Annotated in this window: 15 protein-coding genes; 9 read left to right on the top strand and 6 right to left on the bottom strand. The window is 59.7% G+C overall.

Features of this window, described 5'->3' with window-relative positions; translation table 11 throughout:
• Positions 1–75 precede the first annotated feature (75 nt).
• From ACM1ZW_RS04820 to ACM1ZW_RS04830, 3 genes are all read left to right on the top strand, one after another.
• Positions 76–1,929, top strand: a complete 1,854-nt coding sequence (locus ACM1ZW_RS04820) for a DUF4105 domain-containing protein (RefSeq protein WP_416740256.1) — start codon at positions 76–78, stop codon at positions 1,927–1,929.
• 118 nt (positions 1,930–2,047) lie between these two features.
• On the top strand, positions 2,048–2,404 hold the full coding sequence (locus ACM1ZW_RS04825; RefSeq protein ID WP_017340870.1) for a hypothetical protein: 357 nt from the start codon (positions 2,048–2,050) through the stop codon (positions 2,402–2,404).
• Between the two features lie 70 nt (positions 2,405–2,474).
• Positions 2,475–2,969, top strand: coding sequence for a GreA/GreB family elongation factor (locus tag ACM1ZW_RS04830; RefSeq protein ID WP_017340871.1), 495 nt, complete (start codon positions 2,475–2,477; stop codon positions 2,967–2,969).
• Here ACM1ZW_RS04830 and gdhA read toward each other — a convergent pair.
• Both gdhA and ettA read right to left on the bottom strand, forming a co-directional pair.
• Positions 2,966–4,303 (bottom strand): NADP-specific glutamate dehydrogenase, encoded by a 1,338-nt coding sequence (gdhA, locus tag ACM1ZW_RS04835; RefSeq protein ID WP_416740257.1) that lies wholly within the window; start codon positions 4,301–4,303, stop codon positions 2,966–2,968. The genes ACM1ZW_RS04830 and gdhA overlap by 4 nt on opposite strands.
• Positions 4,304–4,594: 291 nt before the next feature.
• The gene (gene ettA / locus ACM1ZW_RS04840; protein WP_017340873.1) at positions 4,595–6,259 is read right to left on the bottom strand and encodes an energy-dependent translational throttle protein EttA; all 1,665 of its coding nucleotides are present in this window, start codon (positions 6,257–6,259) and stop codon (positions 4,595–4,597) included.
• Between the two features lie 285 nt (positions 6,260–6,544).
• Between ettA and ACM1ZW_RS04845 the strand changes: the two genes are divergently transcribed.
• The 5 genes from ACM1ZW_RS04845 (at position 6,545) to ACM1ZW_RS04865 (ending at position 14,943) form a co-directional block, all read left to right on the top strand.
• Positions 6,545–10,393: an EAL domain-containing protein gene (locus ACM1ZW_RS04845; RefSeq protein WP_414878323.1), complete on the top strand. Its 3,849-nt coding sequence runs from the start codon at positions 6,545–6,547 to the stop codon at positions 10,391–10,393.
• A 235-nt stretch (positions 10,394–10,628) separates the two neighbouring features.
• Positions 10,629–11,882 (top strand): serine hydroxymethyltransferase, encoded by a 1,254-nt coding sequence (glyA, locus tag ACM1ZW_RS04850; RefSeq protein WP_017340875.1) that lies wholly within the window; start codon positions 10,629–10,631, stop codon positions 11,880–11,882.
• A gap of 275 nt (positions 11,883–12,157) precedes the next feature.
• Positions 12,158–13,471, top strand: a complete 1,314-nt coding sequence (locus ACM1ZW_RS04855) for a C4-dicarboxylate transporter DctA (RefSeq protein WP_414878325.1) — start codon at positions 12,158–12,160, stop codon at positions 13,469–13,471.
• A gap of 53 nt (positions 13,472–13,524) precedes the next feature.
• Positions 13,525–14,229: a FadR/GntR family transcriptional regulator gene (locus ACM1ZW_RS04860; RefSeq protein ID WP_414878326.1), complete on the top strand. Its 705-nt coding sequence runs from the start codon at positions 13,525–13,527 to the stop codon at positions 14,227–14,229.
• Between the two features lie 24 nt (positions 14,230–14,253).
• Positions 14,254–14,943, top strand: a complete 690-nt coding sequence (locus ACM1ZW_RS04865; RefSeq protein WP_416740258.1) for a GntR family transcriptional regulator — start codon at positions 14,254–14,256, stop codon at positions 14,941–14,943.
• 53 nt (positions 14,944–14,996) lie between these two features.
• On the opposite strand, the gene yjiA is transcribed toward ACM1ZW_RS04865, so the two are convergent.
• The 3 genes from yjiA to ACM1ZW_RS04880 all read right to left on the bottom strand — a co-directional run bounded on the left by yjiA (position 14,997) and on the right by ACM1ZW_RS04880 (position 18,410).
• Positions 14,997–15,968, bottom strand: a complete 972-nt coding sequence (yjiA, locus tag ACM1ZW_RS04870) for a GTPase (protein WP_017340880.1) — start codon at positions 15,966–15,968, stop codon at positions 14,997–14,999.
• Positions 15,969–16,131: 163 nt separating this feature from the next.
• Positions 16,132–16,329, bottom strand: coding sequence for a YbdD/YjiX family protein (locus ACM1ZW_RS04875; protein ID WP_007895266.1), 198 nt, complete (start codon positions 16,327–16,329; stop codon positions 16,132–16,134).
• Positions 16,330–16,343: 14 nt separating this feature from the next.
• Positions 16,344–18,410, bottom strand: coding sequence for a carbon starvation CstA family protein (locus tag ACM1ZW_RS04880; RefSeq protein WP_017340881.1), 2,067 nt, complete (start codon positions 18,408–18,410; stop codon positions 16,344–16,346).
• A gap of 158 nt (positions 18,411–18,568) precedes the next feature.
• On the opposite strand from ACM1ZW_RS04880, the gene ACM1ZW_RS04885 reads away from it, so the two are divergent.
• On the top strand, positions 18,569–18,937 hold the full coding sequence (locus tag ACM1ZW_RS04885; RefSeq protein ID WP_414878329.1) for a PilZ domain-containing protein: 369 nt from the start codon (positions 18,569–18,571) through the stop codon (positions 18,935–18,937).
• 47 nt (positions 18,938–18,984) lie between these two features.
• Here the strand turns inward: ACM1ZW_RS04885 and radA are convergent, their stop codons facing one another.
• The gene (gene radA, locus ACM1ZW_RS04890) at positions 18,985–20,352 is read right to left on the bottom strand and encodes a DNA repair protein RadA (protein ID WP_008040321.1); all 1,368 of its coding nucleotides are present in this window, start codon (positions 20,350–20,352) and stop codon (positions 18,985–18,987) included.
• Positions 20,353–20,582 lie beyond the last annotated feature (230 nt).

The following is a 20,582-nucleotide window of genomic DNA, read 5'->3' on the forward strand; positions in this document are numbered from 1 at the left end:
TCGGGGAGCGGGTTTTGTTTTTTGGACCTGCCCCTTTTTTTGGGTCTTTATTCTCGAATCTCTAAGTTGCCCACTATGCTCAAACGCCTTGCCTGGCTGGCGCTCTGTGTCTGCGCCCCGCTGTCCGCCGCGCCACACATCGACAATCAACGTTTGCAGCAACTGGCCAATGACCCCTTCTGGATTTCCCTCGGTCATTACGAAACCGCCAAACTGGGCGGCTGGCGCAGCTATGTCAGCGACAGGAAATTCTTCCTGGCGCCCGACGGCAACGAACATCCCGACCGTGAACTGGCCGCCACCGTGCAAGCGCTGTACGCCCCGGCCAGTGCCGGCGAGCAACACGCGCAGTGCGTCTATCCGGCCCGTACTCGCTGGCTGAAAGCACAACTCAATCTGACCGACCTGCCTTCCCTGGACTGCGCCGAGTTCAAGCAATGGTTCAAGGATGTCTCACCCCATAGCGCGGTGATGATTTTCCCGGCGGCCTATCTGAACAGCCCGTCATCGATGTTCGGCCATACGTTGCTGCGGATCGATCAGGCGGGTGTGCAGAGCGACAAGACGTCACTGCTCAGCTACGCGATCAATTTCGGCGCCTACATCGAAGGCTCGGACAACAGCATCCTCTACGCCTGGAAGGGCTTGATGGGCGGCTATCCGGGCCTGTTTGCGCTGGTGCCGTATCAGGAAAAACTCTCGGAATACCGCAGCCTCGAAAACCGCGACCTGTGGGAATACCGGCTGAACCTGACGCAGCAAGAAACCGAGCGCATGGTCGAGCATGTCTGGGAGCTCAAGCAGATCCAGTTCGATTATTTCTTCTTCGACGAAAACTGCTCCTATCGCCTGCTGGAATTACTGCAAGTGGCGCGTCCGAGTTTGCGCCTGACCGAACAATTTCCGCTGACCGCGATTCCAACCGACACCGTCAAAGCCGTCAAAGAAGCCGGTCTGGTGGAGTCGATTGAGTATCGTCCGTCCCGCGAGCGTGAGCTGCTGAGCCGCGCCGAACCGTTGAATCCTGAAGAGCAGCAGTGGGTGCTGAAAGTCAGCGCCGACCAGAAACAATTGCAGGAGCCAGCATTCAAGGCGCAATCGCGCGAGCGTCAGGCGCTGATCATCGACGCGGCTTACCGGCTGGAACGCTACCGCGCCAACGGCCAGGAGCGCGACCCGCAACGGGCCCAACGCAGTTTCGAATTGCTGCGCGCGATCAACCAGAACCCGCCCCCCGAGCTGAACATTCCCCAACCCGGCCTGCCTGAAGACGGCCATGAATCGCGCACCTGGCAAGCCGGCATCGGCACCCGGGGCGACAAGGCGTTTGGTGAATATGGCCTGCGCATGGCCTATCACGACCTCAACGACAACTCGGAAAGCTTCCCCCTCGGTGCGCAGATTGAAATCCTGCAAATGAAACTGCGCCAGTACGAAGGCAATCAATGGCAGTTGCAGCAACTGGACCTGGCGACCATTCGCTCCCTGACACCGCGTAATGAGTTGTTGCAGCCGCTGTCGTGGCAAGTCACGGGCGGCCTTGAGCGCGTACCGGGCAAACATGACGATGAAACCCTGGTCAGCCACGTCAACGGCGGTGGCGGCGGCACCTGGCAGTTGAGCGAGGACATGCTCGGTTTCGCCTTGGGCACGGTGCGCGTCGAGCACAACAATGACTTTGCCGGTTTCATCGCTCCGGCGGCGGGTTTCAACAGCGGCGTGCTGTGGAAGAACCCGCTGGGCAACTTCAGCCTTGAGGCCAAGGGAGATTTCTTCACCAATGGCGAAGTGCGTCGTAGCGTGAGCCTGAACCAGCAGTGGGAATTGTCGCGCAACCTCGGTTTGCGCCTGAGTGCACAGCGTGAATTCAGCCACCTCGCCTCCCCTGAAAACGAAGTGATGCTTGAGGTGAAGTGGTATCACTACTGACTCAGAAGCACCTGCTCCCCTGTGATGTTGAATGGATTTTTCACAGAGCGACTACAAACGCCTCACGAATCCACTCCTAGACTTCACGTATAGGCCGTCGCACGGCCGGGAGTCCGAGATGTGGCGTTGTGTAGGTATGGTGGTTGTGTTGATGTCGATCGCGGGCTGCCAGACCACCCATGAAGATTTGATTGCCAAGGGCTATCCACCGGCCTTCGCCGACGGCTTCGACGACGGCTGCAGCAGTGGCCGACAAGCTGCCGGGGCGATCACCGGTGAATTTCGCAAGAACGTGCCGCGTTATCTCAAGGACAAGCAATACGCCGAAGGCTGGAGCGATGGTTTCCGCCAATGCCAGGCCATGCGCGAAAGCGAAGATCGCGAGGACTATCGCAGCCACCATTGGGACGAGCGTGAAAGAGCCTGGCAGCACCAGAAAGACCAGGACGCTGCCCGTGCGTTTCGCTCGCAATGAGTCGCTTCCAGACATCCGCCGAAACTAAAAGACAGTGACCATGGCCCAAACCCTATAACGGGAGAAAACCATGAGTCGCGCCTTCGTCAATGAAGATAACGCTGCTGCGCAAGCCGATCAGCCAGTCGAACGGCAGGTCAGCGCGCAGCCCAATTACGTCACCCCCGCCGGACTTGCCCAGTTGCAGGCGAAAGTCGCCGAGCTGCAACAGTTGCACAGCGACCAGTCCGCCATGGGCGAGCAGGCCGACAAGCAGCGCCAGGCTGACCTTGAGCGGGATTTGAGGTATTTCAATCAGCGCCTGCAAAGCGCTCAGGTGGTGACGCCCGCCACCTCAACGCAAAAGGTGCAGATCGGCAGCCGGGTAACGTTCGCCGACGAACACAGCGCCGAGCAAACCGTGCAACTGGTCGGCGAGGACCAGGCCGATGCGGCGGCGGGCCTGATCAACTGGGGTTCGCCGCTGGGCCGGGCATTGCTCGGGGCGCAGCTCGGCGACGAGGTGTTGTGGCAACGCCCGGCGGGCAATCAGATGATCGAAATCATCCGCATCGAACCGGCTTAAACCACGCCTTGGGCGAGCATGGCGTCAGCGACTTTGACGAAGCCGGCGATGTTCGCGCCTTTGACATAGTTGATGCGACCGTTCTCTTCGCCGTAGTGCACACAGGCGTGGTGGATCGACTGCATGATCCCGTGGAGCTTGCTGTCCACTTCACCCCCGGTCCACAACAGGCGCATCGCGTTCTGTGACATCTCCAGCCCGCTCACCGCCACACCACCGGCATTGGACGCCTTGCCCGGCGCGAACAGGATTCCCGCCTCGATGAACAGGTCCACGGCCTCAAGGGTGGTTGGCATGTTCGCGCCTTCTGCCACACAGAGGCAGCCGTTGCGAAGCAATGTGCGAGCAGCCTCGGCATTCAGCTCGTTTTGCGTCGCGCATGGCAGCGCGATGTCGCACGCCAGGTTCCAGGGGTGCTGGCCGGCGCGAAACTCCAGGCCGAAGCGACTGGCCAACTCGCCGATCCGTCCACGCTTGACGTTTTTCAACTCCAGCAGCGCCAGCCATTGCTCTTCGGTCAAACCGCTTTCGCAGTGCAGCGTACCTTCGGAATCCGAGAGCGAAATCACCTTGCCTCCCAGGTCCATGACCTTGCGTGCCGCGTACTGTGCAACGTTGCCCGAACCCGAAATCGCGACGCGTTTGCCTTCGACGGTTTCACCGTTGCGCTTGAGCATTTCCTCAGCAAAGTACACGCAGCCGAAACCGGTCGCTTCTGGGCGAATCAGGCTGCCGCCATAGCTCGGGCCCTTGCCGGTCAATACGCTGGTGAACTGGTTGCTCAGGCGCTTGTACTGGCCGAACAGGAAACCGATCTCGCGGGCCCCCACGCCGATATCGCCGGCCGGCACGTCAACATCTGCACCGATGTGACGGTACAGTTCGCTCATGAATGCCTGGCAGAAGCGCATGACTTCAGCGTCGCTTTTGCCTTTCGGGTCGAAGTCCGAGCCACCCTTGCCGCCCCCCATGGGCAAGGAGGTCAGGGAGTTCTTGAAGGTTTGTTCGAAGGCGAGAAATTTCAGTACGCCGAGGTTGACCGAAGGATGGAAACGCAAGCCGCCCTTGTACGGACCGATTGCACTGTTCATCTGCACCCGGAAACCGCGATTGACCTGCACCTTGCCCTGATCGTCGACCCAGGAAACCCGGAAGACAATGGCCCGCTCCGGTTCGCACATCCGCTCCAGGATCCCGGAGGTCAGATAATGCGGATTGGCTTCAAGAAACGGCCACAGGCTGCGCAGGACTTCTTCCACAGCCTGATGGAATTCAGGTTGATCCGGGTCGCGTTTTTTCAGTCGGGCAAGGAAGGTTTCGACGGATTCGATCATGGAAAAGTCTCGGTAAAATTTATTATCGTTGGAGAAGATTGAGCCGGACTTTAGCAAACGGAATGCGCACCACGACAGCGCAAAATGTCGCAGTTATGAAATTAAATGGTGCGCTGGATATAAATAATGCGTGTTTAAGCCGTTCGTCGCACCTAAACAGGGATTCACAATTCAAGTATTGCACCGTCATGGAGATCGCTTTCACGAGCAAGGCGCGCCGCGGTCTTTCTGAGGCCCATAAAAAAACGGAGCCTTCGGGGCTCCGTTTTTTTTCATGCAGCCAACCCGATATCAGGCCAGTTTTTTGTGCCGTACACGATGCGGCTGGGCAGCCGCTTCGCCGAGGCGTTTTTTCCGATCGGCTTCGTACTCGGTGTAGTTGCCTTCGAAGAACACCGCTTGCGAGTCGTCTTCGTACGCCAGGATATGCGTCGCCACACGGTCAAGGAACCACCGATCGTGAGAGATCACAATGGCGGCGCCCGGGAAGTCCAATAGGGCTTCTTCCAGGGAACGCAGGGTTTCAACGTCGAGGTCGTTGGACGGTTCGTCGAGCAGCAGGACGTTGCCACCCTCCTTCAGGGTCAGGGCCAGGTGCAAGCGACCGCGCTCACCACCGGACAGATCCTTGACGAACTTCTGCTGATCGCCGCCCTTGAAGTTGAAGCGACCGACGTAGGTACGCGACGGAATCTCGTAGTTGCCGATGCGGATCTGGTCCGAACCGTCGGAGATCTGCTGGAACACGGTCTTGCTGCCGTCCAGGTCTTCGCGGCTCTGGTCGACGCACGCCAGTTGCACGGTTTCGCCGACTTCGATGCTGCCCGAATCCGGGGTTTCCTTGCCCATCAGCATGCGGAACAGGGTCGATTTACCGGCACCGTTACCGCCGATCACGCCCACAATGGCGCCCTTCGGCATCGAGAACGACAGGTTGTCGATCAACACGCGATCGCCGTAGCCCTTGGTGACGTTCTTGAACTCGATGACCTTGTCACCCAAGCGCGGACCGGCCGGGATGTAGATCTCGTTGGTTTCCGAACGCTTCTGGAATTCCTGCGATTGCATTTCTTCGAAGCGTTGCAGACGTGCCTTGGATTTGGACTGGCGGGCCTTGGCGCCTTTGCGCACCCACTCCAGTTCTTCCTTCATGGCTTTTTCGTGGGCCGACTGCTGCTTGGATTCGGCCGCCAGACGATCGGACTTGGCTTCGAGCCAACCCGAATAGTTGCCCTCGTAAGGAATGCCCGCGCCACGGTCGAGTTCCAGAATCCAGCCGGCAACGTTGTCCAGGAAGTAACGGTCGTGCGTGATCGCAACGACGGTGCCCGGGAAGTCGTGGAGGAAATGCTCCAGCCAGGCGACGGAGTCAGCGTCCAGGTGGTTGGTCGGTTCGTCGAGCAGCAGCATGTCGGGGGCGGACAGCAGCAGGCGGCACAGGGCTACACGACGCTTTTCACCACCGGAGAGGAATTCGACCTTGGCGTCCCAGGCCGGCAGGCGCAACGCATCGGCGGCGACTTCCAGTTGGCGATCCAGGTTATGACCGTCGCTGGCTTGCAGGATGGCTTCGAGCTTGGCCTGTTCGGCTGCCAGCTTGTCGAAGTCGGCATCTTCATCAGCGTAAGCCGCGTAGACCTCGTCCAGGCGCGCCTGGGCGTTCTTGATCACGCTGACCGCTTCCTCGACCACTTCACGCACGGTTTTGGTCGGGTCCAGGATTGGCTCTTGCGGCAGGTAACCGATGTTCAGCTCCGGCATCGGACGGGCTTCGCCCTCGAACTCGGTATCGACGCCGGCCATGATTTTCAACAGCGTGGATTTACCCGAACCGTTAAGGCCGAGCACGCCGATCTTGGCGCCAGGGAAGAAGGACAGCGAAATGTTTTTCAGGATTTCCCGCTTCGGCGGAACAACTTTGCCCAGCCGATGCATGGTGAAGACGTATTGAGCCATGGAGAACCTTGGGTCAGTGACAGATGAATGATTAGGGCGCAGGCGATGCCTGGCCAGGCCGTGCGCGTCGCCCGATTGAAAGCTATCAATATGTGCGCGCTGAAAAAGCCTGATTTTAGGAGCTGGAACGCTCCCGCGTAACCGGCAAAGCTACCTGAATGACGAGAGGCAGTCCAGCCGGGAGGGACTGGCACTTTGCCACAACTCAAGGCATGCTAGCCGCCCTCCGGGCGTCCGGCTTATAGTGCACGTCGCGCCAGTCCAGCCAAACCGCAGGATTACAGTTTGTCCAATGTCACTCCGCCCCTGATCCCCCGTGCACCGACTGTTGCGCCCGGCTCCCCCCTGCGCGGAACCTTGAAGGGTGCGCTGGCGACACTGGTGTTGCTGCTGCTCGCCCTGCTGTTCTGGCAACTGCTGGATCAGCTGCGCGAAACCCAGAAAAACCAGCGTCAGTACACCATCGACTACACCGCCGATCTGGCCGCGCAAGTCAGCCTGAACATGGCACTCAACGCGCAGATCGCCCTCAACCTGCTACCGATCGTCGAACAGCCACAAAGCGCCGACGAACAGCAGGAGTTGCTCCGCAAGCTGCAAAAATCCTTGCCCGACCTGATCAGTCTTGCGCTGTTGAGTCCCTCCGGCAAAATCCTCAGTGACAGCGCCACCGACAGCGAGGACGCCGACTACCTCGCCGACCTGGTTCGTCACAGCCGTCGCCAGGCCCACTATTTCAGCAACGCCGATAACGGTTCGACGGTGCACTTGCTGCTGCATCAGTCCAGCGGCAGCACGCGTGGCTACTGGGCCCTGCGCCTGAAGCCGAGCTTTTTCTCGTCACTGACCAAACAGAACGAAACCGGCATCCGCCCAATGTGGCTGGTGGAAAACCGCTTCAACCACCAAGTCATCAGTCGCGATGATTCGCGCCCCTCGGCCAAGCCGGGCGAGCTGACCGAAGAGGATGTGGCCAACAGCGTGCTGACGGTTCCTCTGAGCAGCAGCGACTGGCAATTGCGCGGTTTGTTCGACCGCAAGCGCGTGATTGAAGAATTGTTACCGGCGTTCATCGGCAAATGCCTGTTGGGGCTGGCGCTCTCCCTGCTGCCGCTGATTGCCCTGCTGAACATGCGCCGCCGTCAGCGCCAGGTGACTGAAGGTCGTCGGCGCTACAAGGATATTTTCGAAGGTACCGGCGTGGCGCTGTGTGTACTTGACGTGTCGGGGCTCAAGCAGGCGTTCGACAAAGCCCGGTTGCACAGCAGCGAACAACTGCGTGGCTGGCTGGAATCTGCGGAGCAACGGCAGCAATTGCTGCAGGAACTGCGCATCACCGAGGTCAACCAGGTTGCCCTGCAACTGCTCAACGTCAACACCTGCGAACAAGCCTGGAAACTGCTGATCGACGGCAATCCGCTGGACGGCACTGCCATCGGCAATCAAGTGCTCGACGCGGTGCTCAACCAGCAGAAACAGCTCGAGCTGGAGATAAAACTCCCGGACGCCAACGGTCGCGACCAGCACTTGTGGCTGGTGCTGCGCCTGCCGGAAGACCAGGATGACTATAAAGCGGTGATCCTGAGCATCAACGACATCACCAGCCGCAAGCTCATTGAATTGTCGCTGCTCGAGCGTGAAGGGTTCTGGTCCGATGTGGTGCGCACGGTGCCGGATCATCTGTATGTGCAGGACGTGATCAGCCAGCGCATGATCTTCAGCAACCACCACCTGGGCCAGACACTCGGCTACAACCGCACCGAGCTGCACCAGATGGGCGAGTACTTCTGGGAAATCCTCCTGCACCCCGAAGATGCCGACCACTACCACCGTTCGCGCCAGACCCAGCGTCACGCCGGCTACACCCAATTGCTGCAATGCCAACTGCGCTTCCGTCATCGCGATGGCCAATGGCGGCGGTTCGACATTCGTGAGCAGGCGCTGGCGCGGGACAAACATGACCAGGTCACCCGTATCATCGGTGTGGCCAAGGACATCACTGAGCAGATCGAAGCCAGCGAGTCCCTGCGCGACAGCGAGCAGCGTTACCGGATGCTCGCCGAAAGCATCAGCGATGTGATCTTCTCCACCGACAGCAAGCTCTCGCTCAACTACGTCAGCCCGTCGGTGCAGGCCGTGCTGGGCTACGACACCGACTGGATCTTCCAGAACGGCTGGCAGACGACCATTGCCAACCCACAGCAATTGTCCGGCATCTACAGCCTGATGGACCGCGTCAGCAAGGCGCTGGACAAGCCCGACCAACTGGCGTTGCTGCGCAGTCAGGTGCAAACCCAGCTGTTCCTGTTCGATTGCCTGCGGGCCGACGGGCGCAAGATTCCTATCGAGCTGCGCCTGGTGCTGGTCTGGGATGAACACGGCGCCTTCGAAGGCGTGCTCGGTGTCGGTCGCGACATCAGCCAACAACGCCGCGCAGAGAAAGACCTGCGCATGGCGGCCACGGTATTCGAACACTCGACCTCGGCGATTCTGATCACCGACCCGGCGGGCTACATCGTCCAGGCCAACGAAGCGTTCAGTCGCGTGAGCGGCTATGCGGTGGAGCAGGTGCTCGACCAGTTGCCGAACATGCTGACCGTCGACGAGCAGCAGGAAGCGCATCTGCGCTATGTGCTCAAGCAACTGAACCAGCACAGCACCTGGGAAGGCGAAGTCTGGCTCAAGCGACGCAATGGCGAGCATTACCCGGCGTGGGTCGGCATCACGGCGGTGCTCGACGACGAAGGCGATCTGGCCAGCTACGTGTGCTTCTTCAGCGACATCAGTGAGCGCAAGGCCAGTGAACAACGGATTCACCGTCTCGCCTATTACGACGCCCTGACCCACCTGCCCAACCGCACGCTGTTCCAGGATCGCCTGCACACCGCCTTGCAATCGGCGGAACGGCAGAAGTCCTGGGTGGTGCTGATGTTCCTCGACCTGGACCGTTTCAAGCCGATCAACGACTCCCTGGGCCACGCTGCCGGCGATCGCATGCTCAAGGAAATGGCCACGCGCCTGCTCGGTTGCGTCGATGACGACGACACCGTAGCGCGCATGGGCGGCGACGAGTTCACCCTGCTGCTGCAACCGCGCATCAATCGGGAAATCGCCCTGAACCGGGCGATACACGTGGCGGAGCAGATCCTCGCCAGCCTGGTGAAACCGTTCGTGCTCGAAGGCCGCGAGTTTTTCGTCACCGCCAGTATCGGCATCGCCCTGAGTCCGCAGGACGGTAACGAACTCAGTCAGTTGATGAAGAACGCCGACACCGCGATGTACCACGCCAAGGAACGCGGCAAAAACAACTTCCAGTTCTATCAGGCCGACATGAACGCCAGCGCCCTCGAGCGCCTGGAGCTGGAAAGCGACTTGCGCCATGCCCTGGAGCAAAACGAATTCGTTCTGTATTACCAGCCGCAGTTCAGCGGCGACGGCAAACGCCTGACCGGCGCCGAAGCCTTGCTGCGCTGGCGTCATCCACGCCGTGGCCTGGTGCCGCCGGGGGACTTCATTCCGGTGCTCGAAGAGCTCGGCCTGGTGGTGGACGTTGGCGACTGGGTGATCAGCGAGGCGTGCCGTCAGCTCAAGTCCTGGCATCAGGCCAAGGTGCGGGTGCCGAAGGTCTCGGTGAACATCTCCGCACGGCAGTTCTCCGACGGCCAGCTCGGCACGCGGATCGCCACCATTCTCAAGGAAACCGGCCTGCCGCCGGCGTGCCTGGAACTGGAACTGACCGAAAGTATCCTGATGCGCGAAGTCAGCGAGGCGATGCAGATTCTCGCCGGGCTGAAAAACCTCGGGCTGAGCATCGCGGTCGACGACTTCGGCACCGGTTATTCATCGCTCAACTACCTCAAGCAGTTCCCGATCGACGTGCTGAAAATCGACCGCACCTTTGTCGACGGATTGCCCTCAGGTGAACAGGATGCGCAGATTGCCCGGGCGATCATCGCCATGGCCCACAGCCTCAATCTTGCGGTGATCGCCGAAGGCGTGGAAACCCATGAGCAACTGGACTTCCTGCGTGAGCATGGTTGCGATGAGGTTCAGGGGTATCTGTTCGGGCGTCCGATGCCGGCGGGCCGGTTTGAAGCGCAGTTCAGCAATGATGCGTTGTTCATGTTCGACTGAAGCGCAATTATTGTGGCGAGGGAGCTTGCTCCCGCTTGAGTGCGCAGCGCTCACAAGATTTTTGGGGCCGCTTCGCAGCCCAACGGGAGCAAGCTCCCTCGCCACAGGCCGGCATGATCACCGCTGATCCCGTCATGAAGCCCACTTGTCTGCGACATGATCTCCTTTCATATGCCATCTAAAACCCATTGGGTTAGAATGCCCCCCTTTTCTGCCCCGATCCTTGAGGACCGCCATGTTCAGCCGTGATTTGACTATTGCCAAGTACGACGCCGATCTCTTTGCCGCCATGGAGCAAGAAGCTCAGCGCCAGGAAGAGCACATTGAGCTGATCGCTTCGGAAAACTACACCAGCCCTGCGGTGATGGAAGCTCAAGGCTCGGTACTGACCAACAAGTACGCCGAAGGTTACCCGGGCAAGCGCTACTACGGTGGTTGCGAGTTCGTCGACATCGTCGAGCAACTGGCTATCGACCGCGCCAAGGAGCTGTTCGGCGCCGATTACGCCAACGTTCAGCCACACGCCGGTTCGCAAGCCAACAGCGCCGTTTACCTGGCTCTGCTGCAAGCAGGCGACACCATCCTGGGCATGAGCCTGGCCCATGGTGGTCACCTGACCCACGGTGCCAGCGTTTCTTCCTCCGGCAAGCTGTACAACGCCGTTCAGTACGGCATCGACGCCAATGGTCTGATCGACTACGACGAAGTCGAGCGTCTGGCCGTTGAGCACAAGCCGAAAATGATCGTGGCCGGTTTCTCTGCGTACTCGCAGATCCTGGACTTCCCGCGCTTCCGTGAAATCGCTGACAAGGTTGGCGCTTACCTGTTCGTCGACATGGCCCACGTGGCCGGTCTGGTCGCCGCTGGTGTCTACCCGAACCCGGTTCCTTTCGCTGACGTGGTGACCACCACCACCCACAAGACCCTGCGCGGTCCACGTGGCGGTCTGATCCTGGCGCGCGCCAACGCCGACATCGAGAAGAAGCTGAACTCCGCGGTATTCCCGGGCGCCCAGGGTGGCCCGCTGGAGCACGTGATCGCCGCCAAAGCGATCTGCTTCAAGGAAGCCCTGCAACCTGAGTTCAAGGCTTACCAGCAACAAGTGGTGAAAAACGCCCAGGCCATGGCCAGCGTATTCATCGAGCGCGGTTTCGACGTGGTCTCCGGCGGTACTGAAAACCACCTGTTCCTGCTGTCGCTGATCAAGCAGGAAATCTCCGGTAAAGACGCCGACGCCGCTCTGGGCAAAGCGTTCATCACCGTGAACAAGAACTCCGTGCCAAACGATCCACGCTCCCCGTTCGTTACTTCCGGCCTGCGCTTCGGCACTCCGGCTGTGACCACTCGTGGCTTCAAGGAAGCTGAGTGCAAAGAGCTGGCCGGCTGGATCTGCGACATCCTGGCTGACCTGAACAACGAAGCGGTGATTGACGCCGTTCGTGAGAAGGTCAAGGCCATCTGCAAGAAGCTGCCGGTGTACGGCGCTTAATCAGCCCGCTAAACCGCAGCAATGAAAAAACCGGCCAGCGATGGCCGGTTTTTTTTTGACTGAAATTCCTGACGGCTAATCTGACGGCAGCTCCTACGGGACCAGCACCACTGGTCAGACCGGTAATGCCAATTTGTCTGCTTACCCTTGTAATCCTGAAAAAATCCAGCGTAGACTGCGCCTGCACTGGACATACCGGTAAGACCACAATAATTAAGTCCTGAATCTGATGCGCCCCGCGCACGGCAGCCAGGACACCGACCAGGATTCCTCCCATGCTCAGATGGTGCTCGCGTTCAATCTTCCTCCAAGTGGTTCTCGGACTGGTGCTCGGCATCGTCTGCGGGCTGACCCTTCCCGAATATTCCGCCCAGCTCAAACCGCTCGGTGACGGCTTTATCAAGCTGATCAAGATGCTCATTGGTCTGATCGTGTTCTGCGTGGTGGTCAGCGGCATCAGCGGAGCCGGCGACCTGAAGAAGGTCGGGCGCATCGGCCTGAAATCGGTGATCTACTTCGAAGTGCTGACCACCATTGCCCTGGTGATTGGCCTGGTGTTCGCGTTCACCACCGGCATCGGCAGCGGCGCGAACATTCATCTGGAGCAGTTGTCCGCCGCCGACATGGGCGACATCGCCCAGCGCGGTCAGCATATGCAAACCACCTCGCAGTTCCTGATGAACCTGATCCCGAGCTCGGTCATCGGCGCCTTCGCGGAGAACAACATTCTGCAAGTGCTGCTGTTTTCGGTGCTGTTCGGCAGCGCGCTGAACCTGGTGGGCGAAGCGGCATCGGGTATTTCCCGGTTGATCAACGAGCTCAGCCACGTGATTTTCCGCATCATGGGCATGATCGTGCGCCTGGCGCCGATCGGCGTGTTCGGCGCGATCGCTTTCACCACCAGCAAATATGGCCTGGATTCGCTGCAACACCTGGGCAGCCTGGTCGGTCTGTTTTACCTGACCTGCGTGGCGTTTGTGACACTGATTCTCGGCCTGGTGATGCGCCTTTCGGGCCTGAAGATGTGGCCTTTGCTCAAATACCTGCGTGAAGAATTGCTGATCGTCATGGGCACCGCGTCGTCCGACGCCGTGCTGCCTCAAATCATGCGCAAGCTTGAGCATCTGGGCATCGGCAGCTCGACGGTGGGCCTGGTGATTCCAACCGGGTACTCGTTCAACCTGGACGGTTTTTCGATCTACCTGACCCTGGCCATCGTCTTCATCGCCAATGCCACCGGTACGCCGCTGGCCATGACCGATCTGCTGACGATTCTGCTGGTGTCATTGATCACGTCCAAAGGCGCACACGGGATTCCCGGCTCGGCGCTGGTGATTCTGGCGGCGACGCTGACCGCGATTCCGGCGATTCCGGTGGTCGGCCTGGTGCTGGTGCTGGCGGTGGACTGGTTCATGGGCATCGGCCGCGCGCTGACCAACCTGATCGGCAACTGCGTTGCCACCGTGGCCATCGCACGGTGGGAAAAAGACATCGATATCCAACGGGCAAATAAAGTGCTTTCGGGTCAGGTCGGTTATACCTTCCAGCCGAAAAAACCGGTTGCCCCGGCGCATCAGCAGGAATTTTAAACAACATGTGCCTGCCTGCGGGCGGGCACATTCATCGCGACTTGGAGCGAACAGTGATTACCTCGTCAACCGTCGTCAATTCAGTGGTAGAAAAACTTCGGGCCGCCCTGGCCCGTGGTCAGTGGCGCTCCGGCGAGATGTTGCCGGGCCAGCGTGAACTGGCCGAGCAACTGGGCATCAGCCGCCCTAGCCTGCGCGAAGCGGTGATCGTGCTGGAGACCCTCGGCCTGGTGCGCTCAATGCCCGGCAAAGGCGTGGTGGTGCTGGACGCCAATCTGAGTGACAGCCAAAGCCACGACAGCGCGGTGGCCGGTGCAAGCCTCGAAGATGTGCTGCAACTGCGCTACACCCTTGAGCCGTTTATCGTCGGCCTGGTGGCGCAATCCATCAGCAGCAAGGAAGTCGGGCAACTGCGCCTGACGTTGATGGACATGCGCGAAGCCCTGGAGGCCAACGACAGCGAGGCGGGCGTAAACGCCTACATCGCCTTCCACGAAGAGCTGTTCACCCTGACCTCGAACCCGATCTTCCAGAGCGTGGTGCAGCAGACGAGCAATGCCCTCAAGCAAAGCGCACAGGTGTTGCGCAACTCCCCCGAGCATCTGGCTGAGCGTCTGGAAGAGAACGAAGCCGTGGTGCGCGCGATTCGCAGCAAGAACAGCGCCCAGGCCAGTGCCGAAATGCGCCGCCATATCCTTCGCGAAGGAAAGCGGATGGGCATCGAATTGAATATTCCGGACGACAACCTCGGCAGTTGAAACCTATAAAACCGGAGACAGGCCATGAACAGCTTCGCTTCACCGCACACTCTTGTCGCCCTGCCCTTTTCTCCGCCGGCGGATGATCTCTACTCGCGAGTCTTCGACGCCATTCTCGAACAACGCCTCCATGCTGCCAGCCGCTTTACTGAAGAGAGCCTGGCGCAAATGTTCGGTGTTCGCCGCAGTGAGATTCGCGGGGTGTTGACGCAACTGTCCCATCAGCAGGTCATCGTCCTTCGGGCCAACCATCGCCCCCGCGTCGCCATGCTCGATAGCGAGCTGATTCGGCAGACACTGCATGCCCGGCGGTTGACTGAGACCATGGTGGTGCGGCTGGCGTGCCAGCAGCCCCGGTCACAGGACTTGAAATGTCTACGAGCCCTGATCGATAGCGAGCGTCACTGTGCAGCGCGTGGGGCGGCGATCCGGTTGTCGGGGGAGTTTCATCTGAAGTTGGCGGAAATGGCGGGGAATGCACCATTGGCGCATTTTCTGGGCAGCCTTGTGCCGCTGTCTTCGCTGGCGATTGCGCAGGTTGAGGTGCGGGTGGAGGGTTATTGCGATTGGCAGGTGCATGCAGGGATTCTGGATGCAGTAGAGCGTAGCGAGGCAGTCAAGGCGGTCATGCTGCTCAGCAGGCATCTGGATTATCTGGAGGAAACATTGCTGAGCACGGGACCGGGCCTGAGCCAGAATCGTGTTGCGGGGTAGATCGCCATCGCGGGCAAGCCCGCGATAGCGTCATCACTGACGCTACACATATTTCAGCCCGCGGCCACCCGCGCAAAGCCCTCTCGAATTTTCTCTTCCGGCAGATCATCGGCGATAAACACGATCACGCTTTCACGCGCCTCGCCGTCCGCCCATTCCGTATCCCAATCGAATCCGTACAACTTCAGCACACCCTGAAACACCATCCGCCGCGGCTCACCGAGAATGCTCAACACACCTTTGTAGCGCAGCAGTTGCTTGCCATGATCTTCCAGCAGTTCGTTCATGAACTCGCTGAGCTTGTCGATATCCAGCGGCTTGTCAGTGCGCAGCACCAAGCTGGAAATGCGGTCGATGGAAGGCGCCTTGCTGACCGGGCGCAAACTCACGCCGCCACCCAGGTCGGCATTGAGATTGAAACCACGCACGTCGAGCAATTCGGCCAGGTCGATCTTGCCGTGGTCGACCACGCGGATAGGCGCGCGACGGTTGATGCGGGTCAGGCGTTCGCTTAATGCGGTGAACGTTGGCTCGTCCACCAGATCGCGCTTGCTCACCAGCAAGCGGTCGGCAAAACCGATTTGCGCCTGGGCGATGGTTTGGGTCAGATGAGTATCGGCATGCGCCGCGTCGACCAGGGTGATGATGCCATCGAGGATGTAACGCTCGCGCAATTCTTCGTCGATGAAAAAGGTTTGCGCCACGGGGGCCGGATCCGCCAGGCCGGTGCACTCGATCACCAGGCGGTCGAAGGCGATTTCACCGCTGTCCAGGCGTTCGAGCAACAGGTAAAGCGCCTTGGTCAGGTCAGTGTGAATCGTGCAGCAGACGCAGCCGTTGGACAGCGTCATCACTTGCACCGGCTCATCACCCAACAGTTGGGTGTCGATGCCGGCGTCGCTGAATTCGTTTTCGATCACGGCAATTTTCAGGCCGTGCTCGGTTTTGAGCAGGTGGCGCAGCAGCGTGGTCTTGCCGGCGCCGAGGAAGCCGCTGAGGATTGTTACCGGGATGGGAGAGGACAAACTGGATCTCCTGTCTCACAAAGTTAAAGTATCAACACAAAATAAATGTGGGAGCTTGCCTGCCAGCGATGGCGGACTGTCAATCAACAAGGATGTTGAATGTTCAGCCGCCATCGCTGGCAGGTTAGCTCCCACAGGGGTTGCTGCTAATCCGGCAACCGGGTCAACAGCACTTGGGCCCACCCTTGCCACCGTAACGGGCTTCCTGACGTTCCCGGAAGAACATTTCGTAGCTCATCACCGGTTTGTCCGGGTGTTTGGTCTGCATGTGCTCGACGTAGTTGTCGTAGTCGGGCATGCCGACCATCAGGCGCGCGGCCTGACCGAGGTATTTACCGAGGCGACTCAGGTCATTGAACATCGTGCATTCCTCGATTACGCATCAGGCAGCGCCTGGAACGGTGCTTCTTTATCCGTACGCTCCTTGGTACCCCAGGCGGAAATACCGACCTTGAGCGCATAGAACAGGATACTGAAGACCACAAACAGGAACAGTGCCGTCAGCGTTGCGTTGGTGTAGGCATTGAAGATCACGTGTTGCATCTGAGTGATGTCCTTGGCCGGGGCGAGGATCTGACCGTTGGCCAGCGCATCGCTGTATTTCTTCGCCAGCGACAGGAAGCCGATCGCCGGGTTGGCGTCGAACAGCTTGATGAAGCCGGCCGTGGTGGTGCAGATCAGCAGCCATACTGCCGGGAGCATCGTGACCCAGACGTAGCGTTGACGTTTCATTTTGATCAGCACGACGGTGCCGAGCATCAGCGCGATACCGGCCAGCATCTGGTTGGAGATACCAAACAGCGGCCACAAGGTGTTGATGCCGCCCAGCGGATCGATCACGCCCTGATACAGCAACCAGCCCCACATCGCCACGCAACCGGCGGTGGCGATCAGGTTGGCCGTCCAGGATTCGGTGCGTTTCAGCGCCGGTACGAAGGAGCCAAGCAAGTCCTGGAGCATGAAGCGTCCGGCACGGGTACCGGCGTCTACCGCGGTCAGGATGAACAGCGCTTCGAACAGGATCGCGAAGTGGTACCAGAACGCCATGGTGTTTTCACCCGGCAGGACACTGTGCAGGATCTGCGCGATACCGACCGCCAGGGTCGGCGCACCGCCCGCGCGGGCCAGGATGGTGGTTTCACCGATGTCCTTGGCCACTGCTTGCAGCGCTTCCGGGGTAATTGCAAAACCCCAACTGCTGACGGTTTGAGCCACAGCCACCACATCACCACCGACGACTGCCGCTGGACTGTTCATGGCGAAGTAGACGCCCGGCTCGATCACCGACGCGGCGACCATCGCCATGATGGCGACGAAGGATTCCATCAGCATGGCGCCGTAACCGATGTAACGGGAGTTGACTTCGTTATCCAGCAGTTTCGGCGTGGTGCCGGACGAGATCAGTGCGTGGAAACCCGAGACCGCGCCACAGGCGATGGTGATGAACAGGAACGGGAACAGACCGCCCTTCCACACCGGACCAGTGCCATCGACGAACTGGGTCAATGCCGGCATTTTCAGCTCTGGCATGGTGATCAGGATGCCGATCGCCAGGGCCACGATGGTGCCGATTTTCAGGAACGTCGACAGGTAGTCACGTGGCGCCAGGATCAGCCAGACCGGTAACGAGGCGGCCACGAAACCGTAACCGACCAGCATCCACGTAATCTGGACGCCATTGAAGGTGAACGCCTTGGCCCAGACCGGATCGGCGGCAATCTGCCCGCCCAGCCAGATCGACCCCAGCAGCAGCAATACGCCGACCACGGAGATTTCACCGATACGACCCGGACGGATGTAGCGCATGTAAATGCCCATGAACATCGCGATCGGGATGGTCGCCATCACCGTGAAAATGCCCCACGGGCTTTCGGCCAGGGCTTTGACCACGATCAGCGCCAGCACCGCGAGGATGATGATCATGATCAGGAAACAGCCAAACAGCGCGATGGTGCCGGGGATGCGGCCCATTTCCTCACGGACCATATCGCCCAGGGAGCGACCGTTGCGGCGGGTGGACATGAACAGGACCATGAAGTCCTGAACCGCACCGGCCAGCACCACGCCGGCAATCAGCCACAGCGTGCCGGGCAAGTAGCCCATCTGCGCCGCCAGAACCGGACCGACCAGCGGACCTGCGCCGGCGATGGCCGCGAAATGGTGACCGAAGAGGATGTGTTTGTTGGTCGGTACGTAGTCCAGACCGTCGTTGTTGAGCACGGCGGGGGTGGCCCGTCGCGAATCGAGTTGCATCACATTGTTAGCGATGAACAGACTGTAGTAACGGTACGCAACCAGATAAATGGCCACGGCAGCGACCACAATCCACAAGGCATTGATTGCCTCGCCGCGACGCAATGCCACTACACCAAGGGCGCACGCGCCTACGATTGCCAGCAGCAGCCAGGGTAGGTGGCGTAGCAGGCTATTATTATTTTTCATTTTATGATTCCAGCCAGGGTGGACAAGAAAGACAGCCACCCCGAGTTTAGCTCGGCTGACGGCAAAGGCCATACCCCGACGTTGGTCTGGACGCCCTCTGGGCTGGCAGGCTTTGACAATGCGGGTCTATAGTCAGCGAACATTCAGAGGATTGCGCCATGAGTGAACACCCTGCCGATCGCCGCCGCTTCAAACGTATTGAGTTCGACGCCCGAACAGAGCTGTGCCAAGGGGACTTCATCTGGCCAGTGAAGTTGATTGACCTGTCACTCAAGGGGTTGCTGATCGAAAAACCCGAGCCGTGGCTGGGCGATCGGGCAAAGGCTTTTTCCGTCGACATTCATCTGAATAAAGACGTCGAGATCAAGATGGATGTGCAGCTAACGCACGACGATCACGGCCAGCTGGGTTTCGTCTGCCGACACATCAGCCTGGATTCCATCGAGTGCCTGCGGCGGTTGATCGAACTCAATCTGGGGGATCAGAAGGCGATGGAGCGGGAATTGGGTGCGCTTATAGAGGTGTGAACATGCCATTGCAGGAGCCCGCTTGCTGGCTCCTGCAATGATGGAGGTTATTCGAACAATGCGTCGAGAGCCTGTTCCAGACGCGTCACGGCAATAATCTGCAACCCCGGCGGCGCCTCTTTCGGCGCGTTGCCCTTGGGCACAATGGCCCGTTTGAAGCCGTGCTTGGCGGCTTCCTTCAAACGCTCCTGACCGCTGGGCACCGGGCGCACTTCGCCAGACAAACCGACTTCACCGAACACCAGCAGATCATGGGGCAGCGGCCGGTTGCGCAAACTGGACATGACCGCCGCCATCAGCGCCAGGTCCGAAGCGGTTTCCAACACCTTCACGCCACCCACCACGTTGAGGAACACGTCCTGATCGTGGGTCGGAATGCCGCCATGACGGTGCAGTACTGCCAGCAACATCGCCAGCCGGTTCTGATCCAGTCCCAGCGTGACGCGGCGCGGGTTGGCCAAATGGCTGTCATCCACCAGCGCCTGGACTTCCACCAGCATCGGTCGGGTCCCTTCCCACGTCGCCATGACCACACTGCCCGGTACTTCTTCTTGAGCACGGGTCAGAAAAATCGCCGACGGATTGGACACTTCCTTCAAGCCCTTGTCGGTCATGCCGAACACGCCCAGTTCGTTGACTGCACCGAAACGGTTCTTCACCGCCCGCAACAAGCGCAAGCGACCGTCGGATTCACCCTCGAAATACAGCACGGTATCGACCATGTGCTCCAGCACGCGCGGACCGGCCAGCGCACCTTCTTTCGTCACGTGGCCAACCAGAAAAATCGCCGTGCCGCTCTGCTTGGCGTAGCGCACCAGCAATGCCGCGCTCTCCCGAACCTGGGACACGCCGCCCGGTGCCGATTGCAGTTGCTCGGTGAAGATCGTCTGAATCGAGTCGATCACCATGACCTTGGGCTTTTCGACCCGGGCAGTGGCGATGATGGTTTCGATGCAGGTTTCGGTCATGACGCGCAGTTGATCCTGCGGCAATCCAAGACGCCGGGCGCGCATGGCCACCTGTTGCTGGGACTCTTCGCCGGTGACATACAGCGCCGGCATGCTTTTGGCGAGGTTGCACAAGGTTTGCAAAAGAATGGTTGATTTGCCGATGCCGGGGTCACCGCCGATCAGCACCACCGAACCGTCCACCAGACCGCCACCCAAGACCCGGTCCAGTTCACTGGACGCGGTGGAAAAGCGCGGTATTTCCTCGACGCTGACTTCGGCCAGGGTCTTGATCTGCGCCTGTTGGCCGGTCCAGCCGGTGCGACCGCTGGGGGCCGCAGCCCCGCCGCTCTCGACCATGGTTTCGGTCAAGGTGTTCCAGGCCCCGCACTCGCCGCACTGGCCGGCCCACTTGGGGAAGGTTGAGCCGCACTCGGTGCAGCCGTACATGCGTTTGGCCTTGGCCATCTGAACTCCCGGCAAAAAACGCGATGATAGCTCAGCTGGACTGAATCGGCGCGAAGCAGTTGCCCAATGAAACTTGGGCCGAAACTTTTACGATTGCCGGGACTGTCGAGTGACGGCACACAAATCTGTACAACTTTGCGTATCGACACTCCCATTAAAATCCGGACGGCCCTTTCAACAACATTGAAAAGCTGTACAAACCATTTAAATCTCGCTTGGAAAACGTACAA

This window comes from Pseudomonas sp. NFX71, assembly GCF_048079215.1.
GTDB lineage: Bacteria > Pseudomonadota > Gammaproteobacteria > Pseudomonadales > Pseudomonadaceae > Aquipseudomonas > Aquipseudomonas fluorescens_B.